The sequence below is a fragment of the Glycomyces endophyticus genome (assembly GCF_039531525.1).
GTDB lineage: Bacteria > Actinomycetota > Actinomycetes > Mycobacteriales > Micromonosporaceae > Glycomyces > Glycomyces endophyticus.
On sequence record NZ_BAAAQF010000022.1, the window covers coordinates 79,745 to 102,951 of the forward strand.

The 23,207-nt window shown below is 72.6% G+C and carries 16 protein-coding genes; 6 read left to right on the forward strand and 10 right to left on the reverse strand.

What is annotated here, in order from left to right; all coding sequences use genetic code 11:
* Positions 1–42: 42 nt before the first annotated feature.
* Positions 43–594, reverse strand: coding sequence for a TetR/AcrR family transcriptional regulator (locus ABD419_RS21070; protein WP_344490714.1), 552 nt, complete (start codon positions 592–594; stop codon positions 43–45).
* 162 nt (positions 595–756) lie between these two features.
* Between ABD419_RS21070 and ABD419_RS21075 the strand changes: the two genes are divergently transcribed.
* The gene (locus ABD419_RS21075; RefSeq protein WP_344490716.1) at positions 757–2,265 is read left to right on the forward strand and encodes an MDR family MFS transporter; all 1,509 of its coding nucleotides are present in this window, start codon (positions 757–759) and stop codon (positions 2,263–2,265) included.
* A 64-nt stretch (positions 2,266–2,329) separates the two neighbouring features.
* On the opposite strand, the gene ABD419_RS21080 is transcribed toward ABD419_RS21075, so the two are convergent.
* Together ABD419_RS21080 and ABD419_RS21085 are read right to left on the reverse strand one after the other, a co-directional pair.
* Positions 2,330–4,102 carry a chitinase gene (locus ABD419_RS21080; protein ID WP_344490719.1) on the reverse strand — a complete coding sequence of 591 codons (1,773 nt, stop codon included), beginning with the start codon at positions 4,100–4,102 and terminating at the stop codon, positions 2,330–2,332.
* 70 nt (positions 4,103–4,172) lie between these two features.
* Positions 4,173–4,661, reverse strand: coding sequence for an ArsR/SmtB family transcription factor (locus tag ABD419_RS21085; protein WP_344490722.1), 489 nt, complete (start codon positions 4,659–4,661; stop codon positions 4,173–4,175).
* A gap of 81 nt (positions 4,662–4,742) precedes the next feature.
* On the opposite strand from ABD419_RS21085, the gene ABD419_RS21090 reads away from it, so the two are divergent.
* From ABD419_RS21090 to ABD419_RS21105, 4 genes are all read left to right on the forward strand, one after another.
* Entirely contained in the window at positions 4,743–5,711 is a 969-nt protein-coding gene (locus ABD419_RS21090; protein ID WP_344490725.1) for a S41 family peptidase, read from the forward strand.
* 89 nt (positions 5,712–5,800) lie between these two features.
* Positions 5,801–7,048: a sulfotransferase family protein gene (locus ABD419_RS21095; protein WP_344490728.1), complete on the forward strand. Its 1,248-nt coding sequence runs from the start codon at positions 5,801–5,803 to the stop codon at positions 7,046–7,048.
* A gap of 72 nt (positions 7,049–7,120) precedes the next feature.
* Complete coding sequence (locus ABD419_RS21100; protein ID WP_344490731.1) at positions 7,121–7,984, forward strand: aminoglycoside phosphotransferase family protein; 864 nt, start codon at positions 7,121–7,123, stop codon at positions 7,982–7,984.
* The gene (locus ABD419_RS21105) at positions 7,981–8,472 is read left to right on the forward strand and encodes a nucleotidyltransferase domain-containing protein (RefSeq protein ID WP_344490734.1); all 492 of its coding nucleotides are present in this window, start codon (positions 7,981–7,983) and stop codon (positions 8,470–8,472) included. Before ABD419_RS21100 ends, ABD419_RS21105 begins: the two co-directional genes overlap by 4 nt.
* 17 nt (positions 8,473–8,489) lie before the next feature.
* Here the strand turns inward: ABD419_RS21105 and ABD419_RS21110 are convergent, their stop codons facing one another.
* The 3 genes from ABD419_RS21110 to ABD419_RS21120 are packed head-to-tail and all read right to left on the reverse strand — an operon-like array spanning position 8,490 to position 14,027.
* Positions 8,490–11,657: an error-prone DNA polymerase gene (locus tag ABD419_RS21110; RefSeq protein WP_344490737.1), complete on the reverse strand. Its 3,168-nt coding sequence runs from the start codon at positions 11,655–11,657 to the stop codon at positions 8,490–8,492.
* Positions 11,650–13,035 carry a DNA polymerase Y family protein gene (locus ABD419_RS21115; protein WP_344490740.1) on the reverse strand — a complete coding sequence of 462 codons (1,386 nt, stop codon included), beginning with the start codon at positions 13,033–13,035 and terminating at the stop codon, positions 11,650–11,652. The genes ABD419_RS21110 and ABD419_RS21115 overlap by 8 nt, the downstream gene beginning before the upstream one ends.
* On the reverse strand, positions 13,032–14,027 hold the full coding sequence (locus ABD419_RS21120) for a hypothetical protein (protein ID WP_344490743.1): 996 nt from the start codon (positions 14,025–14,027) through the stop codon (positions 13,032–13,034). The genes ABD419_RS21115 and ABD419_RS21120 overlap by 4 nt, the downstream gene beginning before the upstream one ends.
* Positions 14,028–14,534: 507 nt before the next feature.
* Between ABD419_RS21120 and ABD419_RS21125 the strand changes: the two genes are divergently transcribed.
* Positions 14,535–17,471 carry a carbohydrate binding domain-containing protein gene (locus ABD419_RS21125; RefSeq protein ID WP_344490746.1) on the forward strand — a complete coding sequence of 979 codons (2,937 nt, stop codon included), beginning with the start codon at positions 14,535–14,537 and terminating at the stop codon, positions 17,469–17,471.
* A gap of 127 nt (positions 17,472–17,598) precedes the next feature.
* On the opposite strand, the gene ABD419_RS21130 is transcribed toward ABD419_RS21125, so the two are convergent.
* The 4 genes from ABD419_RS21130 to ABD419_RS21145 form a co-directional block, all read right to left on the reverse strand.
* Positions 17,599–18,336 (reverse strand): SDR family oxidoreductase, encoded by a 738-nt coding sequence (locus ABD419_RS21130; protein ID WP_344490748.1) that lies wholly within the window; start codon positions 18,334–18,336, stop codon positions 17,599–17,601.
* Positions 18,337–18,564: 228 nt separating this feature from the next.
* Complete coding sequence (locus ABD419_RS21135; RefSeq protein ID WP_344490751.1) at positions 18,565–20,643, reverse strand: PhoX family protein; 2,079 nt, start codon at positions 20,641–20,643, stop codon at positions 18,565–18,567.
* 174 nt (positions 20,644–20,817) lie between these two features.
* Positions 20,818–22,173 (reverse strand): MFS transporter, encoded by a 1,356-nt coding sequence (locus tag ABD419_RS21140; protein ID WP_344490754.1) that lies wholly within the window; start codon positions 22,171–22,173, stop codon positions 20,818–20,820.
* Positions 22,174–22,392: 219 nt separating this feature from the next.
* Positions 22,393–23,055 (reverse strand): TetR/AcrR family transcriptional regulator, encoded by a 663-nt coding sequence (locus ABD419_RS21145; RefSeq protein ID WP_344490756.1) that lies wholly within the window; start codon positions 23,053–23,055, stop codon positions 22,393–22,395.
* Between the last annotated feature and the right edge of the window lie 152 nt (positions 23,056–23,207).

Here is a 23,207-nt window from a genome sequence, read left to right on the forward strand (position 1 = left end):
GGCGGGCCCCGGTGCCGGGCGTTCAGCGCAAACCGGGGCCGATCAGCGGGCGGCGCCGGGCCGCAGAGCGGCCATCGTCCGGTCCAGGCACGGCCCGAACGCGTCCGGGTCGTCGACGACGGGGAACGCCGACGCGTGGAGGCACGCGAACGCGCCGCCGACCATCGCGCGCAGCACCACCGGGTCGGCGTCGTCCCCGGCCCGCTCGCGCAGCGCCTCGGTGAGCATCCGCTGAAGGTGCTCCAGGCGGCACAGGTAGGACGCGAGGAGCCGCGGGCTGCCGTCGATAATTCGCTGGATCGCGGCGTCGTGGCCGCGCGATACTGGGTCGCCGAAGCGCTCGACGACGGGGTCGAACGCCCGCCGCAGCGAGTCCCACTCGGGCTCGCCCGGCGGCCGCGCGGCCAGCCGCTCCGCGAGGTCCTCGCCCAGCCGCGCCAGGCTGTCGAGCACGACCTCGTCCTTCGAGGCGAAGTACCGGAAGAAGCTCCGCTGCGACATCCCCACGGCCGCAGCGATCTCGTCGACCGTGGTCTCCTCGAAGCCCTTGGCGACGAACAGCGACTCGGCGGTCCGTGCGATCCGGGACTGCACGGCCCGGCGTGACACTTCTCGCAGACTGGTACCGGCGGCCATGCAAGGGATGGTAGCAACTGCAATGATTGACAGTCACTGACACTTCCGGTGCGTACCCGCCGTCACCACAGCGGGGCCCCGTCGGCACCGGGAGTTCCACAACACCCGAAGGATCCCCCCATGAGCGTTGACCAGCGACCGGCCGACACACCAGAAGCGGCCGGCACACCCGAGGCGGTCGAGACCCCCGCCTCGGAAGGCGTCCCGGCCCAGATCAAACTGGTCCTCGGCGTCCTCCTCGTGGCCGCGTTCGTGATGATCCTGAACGAGACCATCATGGGCGTCGCCCTCCCCGAACTCATGGAGCAGTTCAGCCTGACCGCGGCCACCGTCCAGTGGCTCACCACCGGATTCATGCTCACCATGGCCGTCGTGATCCCGATGACCGGCCTCATCCTCCAGCGGTTCACCACGCGCACGGTGTTCATCGCCGCGATGACCCTGTTCACCGTCGGCACCATCCTCGCCGCGTCGGCGCCGGTCTTCGGCGTCCTCGTCGCGGCCCGCGTCATCCAGGCCAGCGGCACCGCCGTCATGCTGCCGCTGCTGATGACGACCGTGATGACCTTCGTTCCCGCCGACCGGCGCGGGCGCACCATCGGGTTCATCACCATCGTCATCGCCGTCGCCCCGGCGGTCGGCCCCACCTTCTCCGGGTTCATCCTCGCCCAGCTGTCCTGGCACTGGATGTTCCTGTCGGTGCTGCCCATCGCCGTCCTCGGCCTCGTGCTGGGCGCGTTCAAGATCCAGAACCTCGGCGAGACCCGCCCGGTGCGGTTCGACCTGCTCTCGGCGCTGCTGTCCGCGGTGGCGTTCAGCGGCATCATCTACGGCCTCAGCTCCATCGGCGAGGCCGCGGCCGGCGCGCACCCCCCGGTGCCGCCGTACGCGACGATCGCCGCGGGGGCGGTCGCTATGGCCCTGTTCGTGCTCCGGCAGCTGCGGCTCCAGCGCACCGACTCGGCCCTGCTGGACCTGCGGGTGTTCCGCAGCCGCTCGTTCACCGTCGGCGTGGTCATGCTGCTGGTGTCGATGGCCGCGCTGTTCGGCTCGCTCATCCTGCTGCCCATGTACCTGCAGAACGTCCTGGAGCTCACCACGTTCCAGACCGGCCTGGTGGTCCTCCCCGGCGGCCTCGCGATGGGCCTGACCGGCCCCACGATCGGGCGCCTCTACGACAAACTGGGCCCGCGCCCGCTGGTCATACCCGGTTCGTTCGGCGTGTTCGGCGCGCTGGCGCTGCTGACGCTGCTCGACCAGGCCAGCCCGGTGTGGTTCGTCGTCGTCATCCACGTCCTCATGAGCCTCTCGCTGAGCCTGCTCATGACGCCGCTCATGACCTCCTCGCTGGGATCGCTGAAGATGGAGCTGTACTCGCACGGCAGCGCCGTCCTCACCACGCTCCAGCAGGTCGCGGGCGCGGCCGGCACGGCCGTGTTCATCACGCTGATGACCACCGGCACGACCGCGAGCCTGGAGGGCGGTGCGAACGCGATCGCCGCCCAGGCCGACGGCATCCACACCGCGTTCCTGTGGGGCGCGGGCATGGCCGTCATCGCCGTGGCCGCCTCGTTCCTGGTGCGCAAGCCCGTGGTCGACGGCCAGGCGCCGGCGCTCGCCGCGCACTGACCCGACGACGCGGGCCGGGCCCGACCGCCTCTCGCGGTCGGGCCCGGCCCCTTTCTCGGATCCCTCAGAGTGCGTCCAGGTACGGGCGGTGGTGCTCCATGAACTCCCACCCGTAGTACTCGTCCCAGTTGATCGACCAGGTCATCAGGCCGCGCAGGCCCGGCGAGGCCCCGCCGCGGAGGGTGTATCCGCCGCAGTTCGCGCCCGAGGTCAGGCAGTCGAGCGCCTGGTGGACTTGGGCGGGCTGGGTGTACCCGTTGCCGGCGCTCACGGCCGCCGGGAGGCCGAACGCGATCTGGTCCTCGCGCAGGCCCGGGAAGAACCGACCCGTGTTGGCGACCTGGAACCCGGCCTTGAGCATGTCGGTCATGGCGATGTGGAAGTCCGCGCCGCCCATGTTGTGGTACTGGCCGTCGAGGCCCATGACGGGCCCGGAGTTGTAGTCCTGCACGTGGAGGACGTCGAGCTCGTCGCGCAGGGCGTGGATGACCGGCAGGTAGGAGCCGGTGCGGTTGTCGCCGGCGCTAGTGCCGCCGTAGAACTGGTGGCCGACCTGCACGAAGAACGTCTCGGGCGCCATCGAGAGCACGAAGTCGTCGCCGTACTCGGCCGTGAGCGACTTGAGCGCCGAGATGAGGTTGACGATGACGGGCGTGGTCGGGTTGCGGAAGTCGCTGTCGCCGGCGTTGAAGTACAGCGAGTGGCCTTCGAGGTCGACGTCGAGGCCGTCGAGCCCGTACTCGTCGATGATGGCGCCCACCGAGTTCACGAACGCGTCCCGTGCGGCCGTCGTGGTCAGCTGCACGAGGCCGTTCTGGCCGCCGATCGAGAGCAGGACCTTCTTGCCCTCGGCCTGCTTGCGGTCGATCGCGGCGATGAACTCGGTCTTGGTCTCCACGCCGGGGCACTCGGCGGCCGGGCACAGCGAGAACCGGATGTCGCCGGAGGTCGGGGTGGTCGGCTCGCCGAACGCGAGGTTGACGACGTCCCATTCGGACGGCACGTCGTCGAGGCGCAGGTAACCCGAGCCGTTCGCGAAGCTGGTGTGCAGGTAGCCGATGAGGGCCTTGTCGGCGAGGCCCGAGCCGGTGCAGCCCGCGGTCCGGGCGGTCACCGCGGCGGCGGGGCCCTCGCCCTCGGCGTTCCTCGCGGCCACGGTGAACTCGTAGGTGGTGCAGGCGGCGAGGCCGCTGATCGTCGCGCCCGTCCCGGTGGCCGCGACGTCCGCGGCGCCGGCCCGGCGCACGGTGTACCCGTCGACCTGCCCCGAGGCGGCGTTCCAGGCCAGGGTCACGCTCGTCTCGGTCGTCTGCGAGACGCGCGGCGACCCGGGCGCGCCGGGCACCTGGCCCTCGCCCCCGCCGGGCGGGCCGTCCACGACGACGTCGTCGACCCAGAAGTCGCCCTGCCCGTACCAGCCGTGGACGTAGACCTCGGCGGTCGTCTGCGCCGCGCCGGTGGTGAAGCTGGTGCTCAGCTGCGCGTACGACGCGGGCGACCCGGTCCAGGTCGACCCGCCCCCCGTCGCGCCGAGGTACACGTAGGAGCCGCGCACCCACGCGCTGAGCGTGTACGTGCTGCCGGGCTGCACCGAGACGGTGAGCGCGCACCGCCCGGTCGAGGCGGCGCCGGCGGTCCCCTTGAGCGCCTTGGTCCCCGAGCGCACCGGCGAGGACACGACCTGGCCCCCGTCGCAGGTCCAGGGCGACACCGACCCGGACTCGAACCCGGGGTCGGTCAGCAGGTTGGCGGCCTGCGCGGGCGAGGCGGTCAGCGCCCCGGCCAGCGCCACCGCCGCGGCGGCGAGCAGGGATGCGAGCAATCGCGGTCTTCTCATGTGGTCCTCCCGTACTGACAGTAAACCTTCCTATTAATAAATGTCAATACGTCGGTACGCGGGGGAGCGGTCAGGGCCGGCCCGGTCGGTACAGGCCCACGACGACGCCGTAGCGGGCCTCGCCCTCCTGGTTCTCGAGGTCTTCGACCAGGGTCTCGAGGGTGCCGCGCAGCTGCCTGGCCTGGGCCTCGGTGAGGCGGACGTGGCGCAGGTGCAGCAGCGGGTCGTCGTCGTCGGTGAGGAGGTCGTCGGCGACGGCCGCGAGGGCGATCCTGGTGGTCTCGCCGGTGTCGTAGTGGAGCTTGCGGAAGGCCCGCTTGAAGTACTGCTCGGTGCCGCCGCGCACCTGCCGGGTCTCGTCGAGGTCGACGAGGCCGGCCTCGCGCAGGATCTTCAGGTGGTGCCCGGCGCTGCCCTTGCTGATCCCGAGCTCGGCCGCGAGGCCGCTCAGGGTCGCGGGCCGCTCCCCGAGCGCGAAGAGCAGCCGGTGGCGGGCGGGGTGCCCCAGGGCCCGGTACTGCTGCGGGGTCGCGATCTTCAGCGGTTCGGAGTCGTCCATGAAAATAAGTGTCCAGAACTCTGGACACTTTGTCAAATCGGTGGTTCACTTCTCGGTATCACCCGCCACCAGGAGGTCCTGATGTCCGTCATCCCCCAGATCGCGAAACTCCTCGACGAGCACTACGTCTTCCCCGACGTCGCCGCCGAACTCGGCGCCGTCCTCGCCGCCCGCGCCGCCGAAGGCCGCTACGAGGGCGCCGACCAGGCCCGCCTCGCCGATCTCGTCACCGCCGACCTCCAGTCCGTCAACGGCGACCTCCACCTGCGCCTCAAGCACAGCGAGGCCCCGCTCGCGGACACCCACGACGACGAGGAGACCCAGCTGCGCCAGATGGCCGAGTGGAGCGACCTCACCTGCGGCGGCGTCGCGAACGCGCAGCGCCTCCCCGGGAACGTCGGCCTCCTCGCGATCGCCCCGCTCCTGTTCCCGCCGTCCGTCGCCGAACCCCGCGTCTCCGCGGCCCTGCGCCTCCTCGCCGCCACCGACGCCCTCATCATCGACCTGCGCGAATGCCTCGGCGGCGACCCCACCATGGTCGCCTGGGTCGCCAGCCACCTCACCGGCACCGAACCCGTGCAGCTCTCCGGCATGGCCCACCGCGACCCCGCCGACCTCCAGCAGCTGTGGACCTCCCACGTCCCCGGCCCCACCTTCGGCCCCGACAAGCCCGTGTGGGTCCTCACCAGCGCCACCACCTTCTCCGGCGGTGAAGCCCTCAGCTTCGACCTCCAGGAGCGCGGCCGCGCCACCGTCGTCGGCGAGCGCACCCGCGGCGGCGCCCACCCCCGCCAGGGCTTCAAAGTGGACACCCACCTGGAGGTCACCATCCCCACCGCCCGCTCCGTCAGCCCCCTCTCCGGCGGCAACTGGGAGGGCACCGGCGTCGTCCCCGACGTCCCCGCCGCCGCGGCCGACGCCCTCGCCGAAGCCCACCGCCGGGCCCTCGAATCCGTCCTCGCCCTCGGCGCCGACGGCTTCCGCGCCCAGACCGCCGCAGAAGCGGCGCAAGCACTCCGCGACCACGAAGCGGCACAGGCCATTGCATAGCGGTCGAACCTGAATCGCGACCACTCCTCGGACGGCGGTATGGTGTGGCCCACCGAGGAGCGGACGATTCGTCACCAAGGAGACCTCTCTTGCAGCGCACCACACAGATGCTCGGCGTCCTCAACGTCCTGATGGAAGGCCAGCGCCGGTCCGAATCGGGCAGCACCCGCAAGGTCGACGCGCTGTTCGACAAGATGCACGCCAAGGCCCGCAAGGACACCGGCACCGCCGGCCTCGCCCTCTCCGACGAGGACGCCGAGATCATGGAGAGCCTCCGGTTCCTCCTCCACTGCTGGGCCCGCACCCCCGACCTCTCCGGCGTCGGCTGGCGCTCCGCCAAGGACATGGTCGAGGCCCGCATCGCGAACCTCCTCACCGTCCGCCGCCTCCAGACCGAGCACCCCCAGGTCCGCGACGAGGTCGTCGAACGCCCCATCTTCGTCCTCGGCCTGCCCCGCACCGCCACCACGCTCGCGCAGCACATCATCGCCGGCTCCGACTCCGCCCGCGCCCCCTACCTGTGGGAGATGTACTACCTCGGCCTCGAACCCTCCCCCGAGGAGCGCCGCCGCCGCATCCGCGCCACCCAGAAGCGCCTCGACATGACCCTCCTCCTGTCGAAGTCCTGGACCTCCATCCACCCCACCAACGCCGAATGGCCCGAAGAGGACTACTGGCTGAAGTTCCACGCGACCTTCCACACCACCGTCGCCCCCCTCCCCGGCTACCTCGACTGGTACCGCACCTCCTACGACCGCGACACCGACTTCCGGTTCGTGCGCGACGCCCTCCAGGTCCTCCAGGCCGGACGCCCCAAGCAGCGCTGGGTCCTCAAGCACCCCGGCAACATCTTCAACCTCGACTCGATCCTCCGCGTCTTCCCCGACGCCCAGATCGTCCTCACCCACCGCGACCCGACCACCGTCATGTCGTCCCTGTGCTCCATGGTGGAGAGCCTGTACAGCATCCACCTCAAACGCGGCGCCGTCGACCCGCAGGAGATCGGACGCACCTGGCTCCGCGAACTCGCCTCCGGCATGGAGCAGTGCCGCCAGGTCCGCGCCGCCGCCGGCCAGCCCGGCCGCTTCATCGACGTCAAGTACCACCGCCTCACCGGCTCCCCCCACTCCGCCGTCCCCGAACTCTTCGGCCAGCTCGACCTCCCCTGGGGACCCGACGACGAGGCCCGCCTCGAAGAGCAGCTCACCCGCACCGGCCAAGGCGGCGGCCGCGACGGCGTGCGCCGCCACGAGCACTCCCTCCTCGGCTACGGACTCGACCCCTCCGAGGTCGACGACGCCTTCGGCAGCGACTACATGCGCATCGCCGCCGGGTAAAGCACTCGCGCCGGGCGCACGGGCCGATCTACACTCACGGCCGTGCGCCCCGCCGCGACCCCGAGGAGACCCATGACCGAACCCACCGCCGACCTCGCCCGCGACCTCGTCGCCGCGCAGTTCCCGCAGTGGGCCGGCCTCCCCGTCGCACCCGTCGCACGCCAAGGCTGGGACAACCGCACCTTCCGCCTCGGCGACGAACTCACCGTCCGCCTCCCCACCGGCCCCGTCTACGCCCTCGCCGTCGCCAAAGAGGACCGCGTCCTCCCCGCCCTCGCCCGCCACCTCCCGCTCCCCGTCCCCGAACCCGTCGCCACCGGGAAACCGACCGAGGACTACCCCCACCCGTGGTCGATCCGGCGCTGGCTCGACGGCACCGCCGTCCAGGACGCGCCCGGCCTCGACCAGGAGCGCCTCGCCCGCGACCTCGGCGCCGCCCTCACCGCCCTGCGCGCCGCACCCCTCGGCGACGGCCCCGCCGCCGGACACCACTCCTTCTACCGCGGCTGCCACCCCAGCGCCTACGCCGACCAGGTCCAGGACGCCCTCCGGACCCTCGCCAGCGAGGTCGACACCGAAGCGTGCGAAGCGGTCTGGGCCGCGGGCATGACCACCGTGTGGCAGGGCCGGCCCGTGTGGTTCCACGGCGACATCGCCTCGGGCAACCTCCTCGCCTCCGGCGGGCGCCTCTCGGCGCTCATCGACTTCGGCACCTGCGGCACCGGCGACCCCGCCTGCGACCTCCAGATCGCCTGGACCCACTTCACCGGCGACGCGCGCCGCGCCTTCCGCGACGCCGTCGGCCTCGACGACGGCACCTGGGCGCGCGCCCGTGCCTGGACGCTCTGGAAGGCGCTCATCGTGACCGCTGGCGACTACGACCACGACGGCTCCCAGCGCCGCACCCTCGACGCCGTCCTCGCGGACCCCGCATGAACGCCCACCAGGTGCTCGCCCTCCTCGACGCCATGCGCCGCAACGGCATCGACGTGTGGATCGGCGGCGGCTGGGGCATCGACGCCCTCCTCGGCGAGCAGACCCGCCCCCACCGCGACCTCGACCTCATGCACCGCGCCGCGCACGAGGACGCCCTCACCGCCCTCCTCCAGGACCTCGGCTACACCGAGACCCTCGACTGGCGGCCCGTCCGCTTCGTCATGACCGCCCCCGACGGCCCCGAGATCGACCTGCACCCCCTCGTGTTCGGCCCCGACGGCAGCGCCGACCAGTCCTCCTTCGACCCCGACGCGCCCTTCCACTACCCGGCCGACGCCTTCACCACCGGCGCCATCGGCGGCACCGCCGTCCCCTGCCTCTCCGCCGCCCAGCAGAACCACTTCCACCAGGGCTACGAACCGACCGACCGCGACCGGCAGGACATGGCGCACCTGCGCCGCGCCTTCGGCATCGCCACCCACTTCTGAACCGCGCCGGCACCCGCTCACCGGAAGTCGCGCGACGGCGCCGCCGGACTGCTCAAGTCCAGCTCCACCAGCTTGTACGCCACGATCATCGGCATCGTGCTCGCGTGCGCGTCCACGGCCTTCTCCACCGTCCCCTTGACCCGCAGCGCCTTCGCGACCGTCGCCACCGACTGCCACCGCTTCCACAGCCCCTGCGAGCACACCACGTTCGCGATCCCCGTCTCGTCCTCCAGGCTCAGGAACGTCGCCCCCTTCGCCGTCGACGGGCGCTGGCGGTGGGTGACGATCCCGGCGATCTCGACCCGCTTGCCGTCCTTCATGTGCGGCAGGCGCTTCGCGGGCAGCACCCCGTCGGCGTCGAGCGCGGCGCGCGCGAACTCCATCGGGTGCATCTCGACCGATAGGCCCAGACCCGTGTAGTCGGCGCGCGCGAGCTCGGTCGCGCTCATCCCCGGCAGCGTCGGCGGCGGCGCCGCGGGGCCCGTCCCCGCGATCGTGCCGGGCCGCTCGTCCACCGTCCCGGCCGTCCACAGCGCCCGCCGCCGGTCCGGCTCCAGGCTCCCGAGCGCCCCGGCGACCGCCAGCCGCTCCAGCGCCCCCTGACCCAGCCCGGCCCGCCGCGCCAGGTCGGCCAGGGACGTGAACGGGCCGTCCGCATCCCGCGCGGCCGTGATCCGCCCGGCGGGCCCGGCCCCCAGGCCCTTGACGTTGTCCAGGCCCAGCCGCAGGTCCGCGACCCCGTGCAGCGGCGGCTCGCACGCCCGGTCGGCCGCGATCAGCGAGGCGACCTCCCCGCTCGCGTTCACGTCCGGGGCCAGCACCGCGATGCCGTGCCGCTGCGCGTCGGCGACCAGCGACGCGGGGGAGTAGAACCCCATCGGCTGGCTCGCCAGCAGCCCCGCGTAGAACGCCGCCGGGTAATGGCACTTCAGCCACGACGAGGACCACACCAGGTGCGCGAACGAGGCCGCGTGCGACTCGGGGAACCCGAAGTCCGCGAACGACTTCAACTGCTCGTAGATCCGGTCGGCGGCCTCCCCGCCGATGCCCCGCTCCCGCATGCCCGCGTACAGGCGCGCCTTCAGCTCCTCCATGCGCTCGGCGGACCGCTTGGCGCCCATGGCCCGGCGCAGCCGGTCGGCCTCGCCGCCGTCGAACCCCGCGGCGACGATCGCGATCTGCATGAGCTGCTCCTGGAACAGCGGCACCCCGTACGTCTTCTCCAGCACCGGGTGCAGGATCTCGGGCACCTGGTCGCGCCACGGCTCCCCGTGCCGCCGCCGCAGGTACGGGTGGACCGCGCCGCCCTGGATCGGGCCCGGCCGGATGAGCGCCACCTCCGCCACCAGGTCGCGGAAGTTCTCGGGCTGCAACCGCGGCAGGGTCGCCATCTGCGCCCGCGACTCGACCTGGAACACCCCGACGGTGTCGGCGCGGCGGAGCATCGCGAACACCGCCTCGTCCTCGGGCGGCAGGTGCGCGAGGTCGACCCGCGCGCCGTGGAAGTCCGCCACCAGGTCGACCATGCGGTGCAGGGCCTCCAGCATCCCCAGACCCAGCAGGTCGAACTTGACGAGGCCGGCGTCGGCGCAGTCCTCCTTGTCCCACTGGAGGACCGTCCGGTCGGCCATCCGCGCCGGCTCCACGGGCACGATCTGGCTCACCGGCTCCTCGGTGAGCACCATCCCGCCCGGGTGGATGCCCAGGTGCTGCGGCATGTCGCGCAGCTCGGCGGCGAGGGCCTGGACGTCGGCCGGGATGTCCTGCGCCTCCTCAGGATCGAGCCCGCTCCAGCGGTGCAGGCGCTTCGACCACGCCGTGGCCTGGTCGTGCCCGTACCCCAGGGCCTTCGCCGCGTCGCGCACCGCCGAGCGCGGCCGGTACGTCACCACGTTCGCCACCAGCGCCGCCCGGTCCCGCCCGTACTTCCCGTAGACGTACTGGATGACCTCCTCGCGGCGCCCGGACTCGATGTCCACGTCGATGTCCGGCGGGCCGTCCCGGTCGGCCGACAGGAACCGCTCGAACAGCAGCCCGAACCCGACCGGGTCCACATTGGTGATCCCCAGGGCGTAGCAGACCGCGCTGTTGGCCGCCGAACCCCTTCCCTGGCACAGGATGTCCTGCTCCCGGCAGAAGCGCACGATGTCGGCCACGATCAGGAAGTACCCCTCGAACCCCAGCCCCCCGATCACCCGCATCTCCTTGTCGAGCTGCCCCCACGCCGCCCGCAGCGCCGGGTCGTACGGGTCCCCGTACCGCCCCCGCGCCCCCGCCACCACCAGCGCCGCCAGCGCCGACAGGTCGTCGTGGCCCTCCGGAACCGGGAAGCGCGGCAGCCGCGGCCGCAGCAGCTCCAGGTCGAACGCGCACTCGGCCGCGATCCTCACCGACTCCTCAACCGCCGCAGGGAAGTCCGCGAACCGCAGCGCCATCTCCCCACCCGAGCGCAGGTGCGCCCCCGCGTTCGCCGGCAGGTACGGATCGGCCTGGTCGAGCGTGGTCCGCGCCCGGATCGCCGCCAGCGCCGCCGCCGCCCTCGCCCGCGCCGGAGACGCGAAGTGCACGTTGTTCGTCGCCACCACCGGCACCCCGCAGCGCCGCGCCACCGCCGACAGGGCCTCCATCCGCTCGACGTCCCCGGGCAGGTCGTGGCAGGTCAGCTCCACCGCGACGCACCCGGGACCGAACAGGTCGACCAGCGCCCGCAGCTCCCGCTCGGCCGCGGCGGGCCCGCCCGCGTCCAGCGCCGCGTGCAGCGGGCCCTTGCGGCACCCGGTGAGCACCTGCCAGCGCCCGCCCGCATGCGCGGCCAGCGACTCGATCCGATACCGGGGCAGGTCCTTCTCGCCGCCCGCGAGCTTCGCCTCCGTGATCGCCCGCGACAGCCCCCGGTACCCGCCCGGGTCCCGCGCCAGCACCACCAGGTGCGTCCCGGCCGGGTCCGCCTGGCCCCGCCGCGCCCGCGGCATGTCCAGGCCCAGCTCCGCCCCGAACACCGTCGGCAGGCCCGCCCCCCTCGCGGCCGTGGCGAACTGCGACACCGCGTACAGGCCGTCGTGGTCGGTGATGGCGAGGCCGCGCAGCCCGAGCCGCTCGGCCTCGGCCACGAGGACGGCGGGGGAGTCGGCGCCGTCGGCGAACGAGTAGTGCGAATGGCAGTGCAGCTCGGCGTAGTCAGTCATACCAGCCCACCGCCCGCCACCGGCCGTCCTCGCGGGCCAGCAGCGCGAAGCTCCCGTCGGCGAGCTCCACCTGGAGCCGCGCGTACCGCCGCGCGTCCGCGCTCCACCACCGCTCGGCCACCGGCCACGGCCCCGCCCACGCCGCGATCCGGATCCGCCTGCCGCCCAGCGCGACCAGCGCCGGCGTCGCCGACAAATCGCCGCGCGCCGACACCGCCACGACCGCGCCCGCCGCGTCCAGGACCTCCACGTCCTGCCCGGTGCCGGTGAGCTGCGGCAGCGGATCCGGCAGCCCGCCCGGCCACGGCCCCGACGGCGGCGGCGGGGCCGGCTCGACCTCCCAGGCCGCGCTGGCGTACCGCTCGTCGAGGTCGCGGCCGTCGGAGGACCCCGCGATGCGGACGGCCTCGGGTCCGAGCAGGCTCTGCGTGTGCCGAAGGGCCGCTTCGGCTCTGACGGCAGCGGCGGTCTTCTCGCCCCACAGGCCGCGTCCGGCGGCGACGAGGCCGACCAGGCCGCCGGGGGCGAGTTCGAGGGAGGTGACGGCGCCCGCGTCCTCGTCGCCGCCGTGGACGAGCGGGCCGGCCGCGAGCCAGCCCTCCAGCTGCCAGCGGACGCGGCGGGCGAGGTCGGCGGCGCTGATGGCGGGATCGATCTGCCAGGTGCGGCGACGCTCCAGGCCGCTGCCGGTGCGGGCGGTGACGGTGACGCGGGTGCAGGCGAGGTTGCGTTCGTCGAGGACCCGCAGCAGCCGCTCGGCGAGGGGCCGGGCGGCGAAGACGGCGTGCTCGACCGTGGCGTACGGGGTCTCGGGGGTCTCGGTGACGGCGAGTTCGGGCACTGCCGGGCGCGGGACGAGCGGGCGGGAGAAGCGCCCGGCCGCGAGGAGCTGGGCCCGCCGCACGGGCGCGCCGAACCGCTCGGCCACCGGCTGCGGCGGCAGCTCCCGGAACTTCCCGATCGTGTCGATGCCCAGGTGGCGCAGGGTCTCACAGGTCTCGGCGCCGACCAGACCGGTGGCCTGGAGGTCGCCGATGTCGCATGCGGCGAGGAACGCGGCGTCGCCGCCGGGCGGCACGATCCGGCCGCCGCGGGCGGCCAGGACCGCCGCGAAGAGGCCGTCGGCGACCCCGGTGAGGCAGTCCTGGTCGACCAGGCCGGAGACGGTGTCGATGAGCCGCTCGCAGAACAGCCCCTCGTCGCCGGCCCCGGCGCGCAGCGGCACGGCCGCGCAGCCCGGCTCGAGGACCTCGACGTACGGCGTGAGCAGGTCGAGGGCCGCCAGGACCGGTTCGAACGCGGCGGCGTCCTCGCCGTCCCAGTCGACCAGCCGCATCACCAGGACGCGGCTCGGGGCCCGGCGCACACGGGCGTTCACGGCCCCTCACCTCCGGCGATCCGGGTCACGGAGGGAACCGGGCCGCCGGCGTCATCGAGGGTCCGGGCCCCGCCGAACGGAGCAGCATCGCCGTCGGGCCCGATGGCGCGCGGGCGCAAGTCCACGACCGCGCCGGTCCTGCCGTGCCGGACGACGGCCTCCTCGCCGGTCCTGTCGCCGCCCGGTTCGACGGCACTCGCTTCGGCAGGGCGGTCGCGGAGGTCGAGGACGTGTTCGGGCGGTCTGCCGCCGTACGGCCAGATCGAGGCCCGGCGGACGCCGCCGGAGCGCCAGCGCGAGGCGACCTCGAGTTCACAGGCGTCGAGCCGCCCGGCGCCCCAGCGGCGCCCGGCGTTCTCGCGCAGGCCCTTCCAGTGGGCCCGAGCCACCTGGAGCCGGGCGTCGGCACCGGCCACGGGCCGGGTCTCCCACCACACGATGGAGGTGCCGCTGCCGCGGGCTCGCGCGGCCAGGCGCCGCGCCTGCGCGGGGCTCAGAGCCTCGCTGGGGACGACGATCGCGGCGACGCCCTCGGCCAGCGCCCCGGCCGCCTCGGCGGCGCGCGGCCCCGGGTCGACCAGCGCCACCCGCCCGAGGTCGACCCCTGCGGCGGTCGCGGCGAGCGGGTAGACGCGCGGCAGCCCGACCAGCGCGCACCACGCCCCGGCCCCGGTCGGGCCGGCCAGGAGCCGCCACAGGAGCGAGGTCGCCCCGAGGCGCCCGGCCGTGATCGCTGTCACTGTTGCGAGTCCGCCGTGGGGGAGGAGCCCGGAAATGTCGGAGGTGACCGGCAGGATGGTCTTCGGCGTTCCGATGACCGACTGGCGCTCGGCGTGCCCCGGTAGCCGGTCCTCGGTCCGGCCCGGCGGCTGCCGCGCTGCCCGGCCCGGCGCCGCAGGCGCGTTGTCGGTGCCCGCGGCGGCGCGGCGCAGGTTCGCGCCTGTGCGCAGCCCGAGCTCAGCGGCCAATGCGGCCGCGACCGTCGTCGCCACCAGAACCCCCGTGCTGTGTCGAACATGTGTATCAAGATCAACTTACCGAACCTCGGGCCCGATGCAACCTCAAACGGGTGTTCGATAAATCTCGCACGCCTGGTATGGCCGACGCCACGCCACCCGTCCGGGTGACAATGCGCCCGCGACCCCGGTGTTCTGTCGTACCTGCGGGCAAAACTGGCGGCTACGGTCCCCTTCTGGGTGGGTGGGGGCTAGGGACGGTCGTACAACCTTTAGCCCTTCATGCGCGTTGCGAGTACTCCTCGGCGAATCCTGCCCTTGCGCCACCGCGCCACCGCGCCACCGCGCCACCGCGCCTGCGCTCGCGCGCGTTCCGCGTTCCGCGTTCCGCGTTCCGCGTTCCGCCGCAATTCCCTATGAATCGAGACATGGCTATATAGAAAAGCCTGTGCTACAGTCTGGTTACTTCTTGCAAGAACTGCAAGAAAACATCTGGGAACGGCAAGAACGAGACTGACAACCACGCCCCCACAGGAGCTCGACATGACCCGCGGACACCGCCGCCGTTCCCGGCTGCTCGCCGCCGTCCTCGCACTGGCCGCCGCGCTCATGGCGCTGCTGGCCGTCCCCGCCGCGACGGCCGCCGCCACCACCGCCACCGTCTACTACCGCGCGCCCTCCGGCTGGAGCGGTGCCAACCTCCACTACGCCCCCGACGGCGGCGCCTGGACCGCCGTGCCCGGCGTCCCCATGGCCGCCGCCTGCGCCGGCTGGCTCACCCGCACCGTTGAACTCGGCACCGCGGCCGGCGCGCAGGTCGTCTTCAACAACGGCGCCGGCACCTGGGACAACAACGGCGGCGCGAACTACCGCATCGGCTCAGGCGACGTCACCGTCGCGAACGGGCAGGTCCGCGCCGGGAACCCCTGCGGGGGCGAGGAGGCCGTCGTCTACTACGACCTCACCTCCATGGGCTGGACCCGGGCGAACCTCCACTACGCCGTCGACGGCGTCTGGACCACCGCGCCCGGCACCGCAATGGCCGAGCCCGCCTGCGCCGGCTGGGCCCGCCTCACCGTGCCCCTCGGCACCGCCGCCGGCCTCACCGGCGCGTTCAACAACGGCGGCGGCGTCTGGGACAACAACGGCGGCGCCGACTACCTGATCGGCGCGGGCGTCACCCTCGTCTCCGACTCCGAGGCCACCGCCGGCGACGACCCGTGCGAGGCCGCCGAGCCCGACACCACCGCCCCCGCGGCACCCGCGGGCCTCACCGCGACCGTCAACGCCACCACCGTGATCCTCTCCTGGACCGCCGCGACCGACGACGTCGGCGTCACCGGCTACCGCCTCACCCGCACCTCCGCCGACGGCACCGTCACCCGCACCACCGCCGCCACCGCGTTCACCGACGCGAACCTCGACCCGCACACCGAGTACGCGTACACCGTCGCCGCCTACGACGCCGCCGGGAACCTCTCCGCCGCGAGCGCCGCCGCCACCGCGACCACCGGCGAGGCCCCGCCCGCGTCCGCCGGCGGCGAGATGCTCGGCGGCGACCCCCGCCAGGACCCGATCTACTTCGTCATGACCGCCCGCTTCTACGACGGCGACGAGTCGAACAACCGCGGCGGCGCCAAGCACGAGACCTCCGGCAACGCCGAATACGACGACCCCATGTTCCGCGGCGACTTCTCCGGCCTCATCGAACGCCTCGACTACATCAAGGCCCTCGGCTTCTCCGCCGTGTGGATCACCCCGGTCGTCCTCAACCGCTCCGACTACGACTACCACGGCTACCACGGGTACGACTTCTACGAGATCGACGCCCGCCTCGAATCCGAGGGCGCGTCCTACCAGGACCTGATCGACACCGCGCACGCCAAGGACATGAAGATCTACCAGGACGTCGTCCTCAACCACTCCTCCCGCTGGGGCGCGGTCGGCCTCGAGACCCCCACCGTCTACGGCGTCCAGGACGCCCAATGGGGCGACTTCTACGACACCCCCAACCCCGGCTTCACCTACGACGGCCTCAGCGTCGAACCGAACTCCGGCCGCTCGTACTACAACGGCGACCTCTGGTCCACCGCCGAGCCCGCCGGCAACACCTGCCGGAACTGGGGCCAGTTCACCGGCAACTACAGCGCCGAAGGATGGCGCGTCTACCACTGCCAGTGGCCCAGCCCCACCTCCGGCATGTTCTCCGCCGCGAACTACCACCAGTGCTGGATCGGGAACTGGGAGGGCGAGGACGCCCGCTCCTGCTGGATCCACGAGGACCTCGCCGACTTCAACACCGAGAACGAAGCGGTGCAGGAGTACCTCATCGGCGCCTACGAGCAGTACATCGACATGGGCGTCGACGGCTTCCGCGTCGACACCGCCGTCCACATCCCCCGCGTCACCTGGAACCGGGTCTTCCTCCCCGCCCTCCAGGAGCACCTCACCGCCAAGTACGGCGAGGAGCAGGCCCGGGACTTCTACATCTTCGGCGAGGTCGCCGCGTTCGTCCACGACCGCTGGAACCGCGGCTCGGTCAACCACTCCGCGCAGTTCTACACCTGGCAGGAGCGCCGCGAGTACGCCGCGGACGACGTCGCCGCCGCGTTGGAGCAGTACGCCTGGGAGAACGCCCAAGGCCCCGAGAACCAGCCCGTCAGCGACAACGCGTTCCTCGACGGGAACACCTACCACGCCCCCGACCACTCGCAGTTCTCCGGCATGAACATCATCGACATGCGCATGCACATGAACTTCGGGGAGGCCTCCAACGCGTTCTTCAACGGCAAGGACTCCGACGCCTGGGTCAACGACGCCACCTACAACGCCGTCTACGTCGACTCCCACGACTACGGCCCCAACAAGTCCAGCACCCGCTACGCCGGCGGCACCGACGCCTGGGCCGAGAACATGAACCTCATGTGGACCTTCCGCGGCATCCCGACCCTGTACTACGGCTCCGAGATCGAGTTCCAGGCCGGCGTGCGCATCGACTGCGGCCCCACCTGCCCCCTCGCCGAGACCGGCCGCGCCTACTACGGCGACCACCTCGAAGGCACCCTCGCCGTCAGCGACTTCAGCCGGGTCGACGCCGCCACCGGCGCGATCGCGACCACCCTCGACCAGCCGCTCGTGCAGCACCTCCAGCGGCTCAACGAGATCCGCCGGGCCGTCCCCGCGCTCTCCATGGGCCAGTACTCCACCGAAGGCGTCTCCGGCGGCATCGCCTTCAAACGCCGCTACACCGACGCGACCACCGACAGCTTCGCCCTCGTCGCGATCACCGGCGCCGCGACGTTCACCGGCGTCCCGAACGGCACCTACACCGACGCCGTCACCGGCGACGTCAAGACCGTCGCGAACGGCACGCTCACCGCCACCGTGTCCGGCCAGGGCGACATGGCCGTGTGGGTGCTCGACACCGCGCTCACCGACGCGCCCGGCCAGGTCGGCGACGACGGGCCCTACCTCTCCTGAGAAGCCTTGCCCTCCCAGAGAAGCCGGGCGGGCCGCGGGGCGAACCCCCGCGGCCCGCCCGGCCCGCCTCCACCCGTCCAGTGCCGGTCCGGAGACCGGCGCCTCCGGACCGCGCACCTGGCCCGCGCTAGTCGATCGTGTGGCCGCCGTTGACCGTCAGGCGCTGGCCGGTCACGAACGACGCCGCGTCCGAGGCCAGGTACGACACCGCGTCGGCGATGTCGCCCGGCGTGCCCATGCGGCCCATGGGGACGTCCGCGAGATAGCCCGCCACGTCCGCGTCGGTCAGCTCGCCGTGGCGCTCCACCGGCGTCCACCCCGGCGCCACCAGGTTCACCGTGATCCCGTCGCCGCCCAGCTCCCGCGCCCACGAGCGCGTCAGGCCCCACTGCGCGCCCTTCGCGGCCACGTACGCCGACCAGCCCGCCAGCGCCCGCTCGAACATGTCCGAGCCGATCTGCACCACCCGGCCGCCGCCCGCCGCGCGCATGTCCGGCAGGAACGCCTTGAGCAGCAGCGTCGGGCTCTTCACGAAGAACTCCAGCTGCGCGAGGTGGTCGGCCCAGCCGAGGTCGTCGACGCGCACCTCCGGCTGCGGCCCGGTCGCGTTCGCCACCAGCACCGTCACCGGGCCGAGCTCGGCGCGCACGCGCTCGGCCAGGTCCGCGACCGCGGCCTCGTCGGTGACGTCCCCGCCGAACGCCGCGGCCGTGCCGCCCGCCGCCCGGATGCCGGCGACGACCCGCTCGGCCCCGTCCCGGCTGGCGCCGTAGTTCACCGCGACGGCGAACCCGTCGGCGGCCAGGCGCCGCGCGATGACGGCCCCCAGGCCGCGGGACGCACCGGAAACGAAAGCGACAGGCATGGTGTCCTCCAGACGGGGGCCGCGCTTCGGCCCGGTCGAACCTAGCCGCGACTGAACCGGTTCGGCAACTCCCGTCCCAGAGCCGGAGACGCCGCGCGGACCCGGCACGCGGGCCCTGGAGGCCAGCGCCGCGCCCGGGCGCCGCGCGGCACGCGGCACGGCCGAGCCCGCCCAGGAGCGCCGAGCGGCGGCGCCCCCAGAGGAGGCGCCGCCGTCAGGAGCGGGGGACTAGCAGCCGATGCTGTCGAAGTCCTCGCGGGTCACGTTCACGATCGCCGGACGCGGCAGCGAACCGGGGCCGTCGGGCCACTCCGAGAGCGGGTTCTCGTAGCTCGCGCCGGACAGCTCGCCCGGATGCTGCGCCGCCACCAGGATGTGCTTCTCCTGCACGACCGGGCCGCAGGTCTCCGCGCCGATCGGCACCGTCAGGAACTGCTTGGTCTGGCCGCGGTAGCGGCCCTCCAGCGCGACGGCGAACAGGCCGTCGTTGGAGCCCAGCGCGTTGCCGTCGGTGGAGATCCACAGGTTCCCGTACGGGTCGAACGCCACGTTGTCCGGGCACGAGATCGGCGAGACCTGGTCCTTCGGGAAGCCGCCGAAGTACGTGTCGGCCGCGGCCGGGTCGCCGCAGACCAGCAGCAGGTTCCAGCCGAACGTCAGCGCGGTCGGGTCGTCGCGGCGCTCGGTCAGCTCCAGCACCTGGCCGTGCTTGTTCGCGGTCCGCGGGTTCGCCTCGTCGGCCTTCGCGTTGGTGCCGGTGCCGCGGTTGGTGTTGTTCGTCAGCGCCACGTACACCTTGCCGGTCTTCGGGCTCGGCTCGACGTCCTCGGGGCGGTCCATCTTGGTCGCGCCGACCTTGTCCGCGGCCTGGCGGGTGTGCACGTACACCTCTTCGGCCGAGAAGCCGTCCACGTACGACGTGTCGCCGGACGCCAGCTTGATCCACTCGCCGGAGCCGTCGAAGGCGCCGTCGGCGGGCAGCGCGCCCGTGCCGTCGATCTCCGCGGCGGGGCTGTCGCCGGTGAACCGCGCGACGTACAGCGTGCCCTCGTCCAGGAGCGTCCGGTTGTGGTTGCGGGCGCTGCGCGAGTTCCCGGTCTTCATCTTGTGCTTGGAGACGAACTTGTACATGTAGTCGAAGCGCTCGTCGTCGCCCATGTAGACCACGACGCGGCCGTCGCGCGCCAGGCGCGGGCCCGCGCCCTCGTGCTTGAAGCGGCCCAGCGCGGTCCGCTTGCGCGGCGCCCAGTCCGGGTCGTACGGGTCCAGCTCCACGATGTACCCGAACCGGTTGGGCTCGTTCGGCTCCTGCACCAGGTCGAAGCGCTTGTCGTACGTCTCCCACTTGCGGCCCGACGCCCCGCCGGAGAAGCCGTAGCGGGCCAGCTTCGCCTTGCGGTCCGCGTCGGTCACCGACGCGAAGTTCGCGAAGTACTGGTTGAAGTTCTCCTCGCCCGAGAGGACCGTGCCCCACGGCGTGGTCCCGCCCGCGCAGTTGTTCAGCGTGCCGAGCGCCGTCAGGCCCTCGGGGTCCGCGGAGGTCTTCAGCAGGTCCGAGCCGGCGGCCGGGCCCGCGATGACGAACGGCGTCTCGGCGGTGATCCGGCGGTTGAGCTCGTCGCCCACGATCGGCGTCAGCGCGCCGGTGCGGCGGTCCTCCTGCACCGTCACGACCGACAGGCCGTGCGCGGCGAGGCCGATGCGGATCTGGTCCTCGGTCGGCGCGGCGTCGTCGTAGTCGGGGAGCATCGAGCTCTCCGTGGTGTACTCGTGGTTCGCGACCAGCACCTTCTTGCGGCTGCTGTCGGGGTGGGGGAGGAGCGCCACGTAGTCGTTGTTGTACCCGAACTGCCCGGCCTGCGACTCCGGCGTCTGGTTCTCGGGGTCGAACTCCGGCGCGCCCTCCAGGATCGGGTCGCCCCAGCGGATCACGACCTGCTGCTCGTAGCCCTCGGGGGTCACCACCGCGTCCTCGCGGTTGGGGGCCACCGCCTCGAAGTCGAGGCCGCGCGGGCCGCGGCCCCAGCGCGCCGAGGACGAGCTGCCCTCGGCGTCCGCCGCGGCCGCGGGAGCGGCCAGCGCCCCGGTCGCGCCCACGACCAGGCCCGCCGCCACGCCGCCCTTGAACAGGCCGCGCCGCGACACGGCCTTGGCGATCACGTCGCCCAGGTACTCGTTGTCGGAGGTGTTCGGAACCGGGTGGCTGCAGGCGTCGCCGCAGCGGTACATGCAGGTGATCGCCGAGCGCGAGCCGTGCACGGACGGGAACAGCTGCAGGCGGCGGCGCTCCGGGTTCTGGGGTTGCATTCGCTTCTCCATGGCAGTCCGATGGGGAACGCGGGCGGGGGTCGTCGCGTTCGGTTGTCTCTCGCCCCGGACGCTATGCGGCACGGGTGAGCGGTTCCACCAACGTCGAGTGAACAGCCGGAGAACGCCCTCGCCACGGTAGTGCGGATTCGACCGAGGCGAGGGCGAATCGGGTCAGTCGCCCGCGGCCGCGCCGACCCGCGCCGGCGCCCCCTTCAGGCCCAGCTCCGCGGTCGGCACCCGCGACGTCTCGCGCGCCGTCGCCACCGCTATCGCGTTGACCAGGCACATGACCGCGGTGAACACGGCCACCCGCACCCACGCGCCCTCGTCCGCGCCCTCCAGCGCGACCGCGATCGTCGGCAGGAACCCGCTGATCGCGAACCCGATCTGCGTCCCGATCGCCATCCCCGACAGGCGCACCCGCGCGGTGAACATCTCCCCGTAGAACGACGGCCAGGTCGCGTTCGCCGCCTGGTACACCAGGCCGAACAGGAGGATGCCGAGCCCGAAGATGAGCGCCCAGTTGCCGACCGAGATCGCCCACAGGTACGGGAAGATGAGGATGCCGCACCCGATCGAGCCGGTCAGGAACACCGGCTTGCGACCGAACCGGTCGGCCGCGTTGCCCCACAGCGGGATCAGCGCCACCGCGAGGATGTTCGCCGTCACGCCGACCCACAGCATCGGCGTCCGCTCCAGCCCGACCGTGTTCACCGCGTACGTGAGCGCGTAGACGGTGAAGATCGTCGAGACCGAGGCGATGAGCGCCGCGCACACCACGCGCAGCACGTCGGCCCAGTGGTCGCGCAGCAGGACCGCGAGCGGCAGCTTCGCCACCTCGCCGGACTTCGCGGCGTCCTCGAACACCGGGGTCTCCTCCAGCTTGCGGCGGATGACGTACCCGACCACGACCATGATCACGCTGGCCCAGAACGGAACCCGCCAGCCCCACGACAGCAGCGCCTCCTCGGGCAGGGCCGCGACGGGCAGGAACGCGGCGGTGGCGATGAGCTGCCCGGCCTGCGTGCCGCTCAGCGTCCACGAGGTGTAGAACGCCCGGCGGTGCGCGGGCGCGTGCTCCAGGCTCATCGAGTTCGCGCTGGCCTGCTCGCCCGCGGCCGACAGGCCCTGGAGCAGGCGGAGCGTGACGAGGAGGACCGGGGCCGCGATGCCGATCGACTCGTAGCTCGGCAGGCAGCCGACGAGGAACGTCGAGGCGCCCATGAGCAGCAGGGTGAAGACGAGGACCTTCTTGCGGCCGAAGCGGTCGCCGACGTGGCCGAGGACGACCGCGCCGATCGGGCGGGCGGCGTAGCCGACGCCGAACGTGGCGAGGGCGAGCAGGGTCCCGGTCGCGGGGTGCGACTCGGGGAAGAAGACGCGGCCGAAGACGAGCGCGGCGGCGGTGCCGTAGATGAAGAAGTCGTAGTACTCCAGGGCGGAGCCGATCCAGGCGGCGACGGCGGTCTTCCGGGGCGCGCCCCGGTGCTCGGGGCCCGGGGGCTGGGGGGCGGGGTGGTCAGACACGGTGTACTCCTCCGGCTGTGCGCCATTGCATGGGCAGCGGGGTGCAGTCATCCCATCGAGTCGACGATGAACGTACTGGATAGTTATGTACTGCTTGGTTAATCACCGATCATTCGCCAGCGCGGCGGCGCTGTCAAGGGGGTGGAGCGCGCGAGCACGCGCAGGTCGGCGGGCAGCACGCATCGCGGCACGTCGATACGACGGGCGTGCGGGAGGCGGTCAGCGCTTGGAGAGGTACGCCACGACCATGTCGCCGAGCATCGTCCGGTAGTGCTCGCGGCGGCCGGGGTCGAGCATGTCGCGCCCGAAGATCGTGCTCCAGGTGTGGCGGTTGGCGATCCGGAAGACGCAGTAGGAGCTGATGAGCATGTGGACGTCGAGGGCGTCGACGTCCTCGCGGAGCACGCCCTCGGCCCGGCCGCGCTCCAGGATCCGCCCGATGACCTCGGGGACCGGCGCGGACAGGCTCGGCAGCATCTCGGACTGGGCGAGGTGCTTGGCGCCGTGGATGTTCTCGATGCTGACCAGGCGGATGAAGTCCGGGTGCGACTCGTGGTGGTCGAAGGTGAGCTCGGCGAGCTGGCGGAGCGCGGCGAGCGGGTCGAGGTGCTCGACGTCGACCTGCCGCTCCAGGGACCGGATCACCGAGTACGCCTGCTCCAGGACCGCCAGGTAGAGCCCCTGCTTGCTCGCGAAGTAGTAGTAGATCATCCGCTTGGTGGTGCGGGTCTTCGCGGCGATCTCGTCGACGCGCGCGCCCGCGTAGCCGTTGGCGGCGAACTCGCTCGTCGCCACCTCCAGGATCTCGGCCCTGGTGCGCTGGGGGTCGCGCACGCGGTCGGCGCCGGGGGCCGGCGCGGTGTCGGGCGTGTGCGTGCTCAAGCGGGTCCCCCGGGCAGCGGTGGGTTGCGGACTCGCAACTCTAACCCGCGCCCGCGCGAGTCGGGCTCCCGCATTGCGGCGAAAGCCCTCCGAGACCGTCCCGCCGCGCCCTTTCCAAACCGGCACAAGGTTGCTAAGTTGAAGTAACTAGT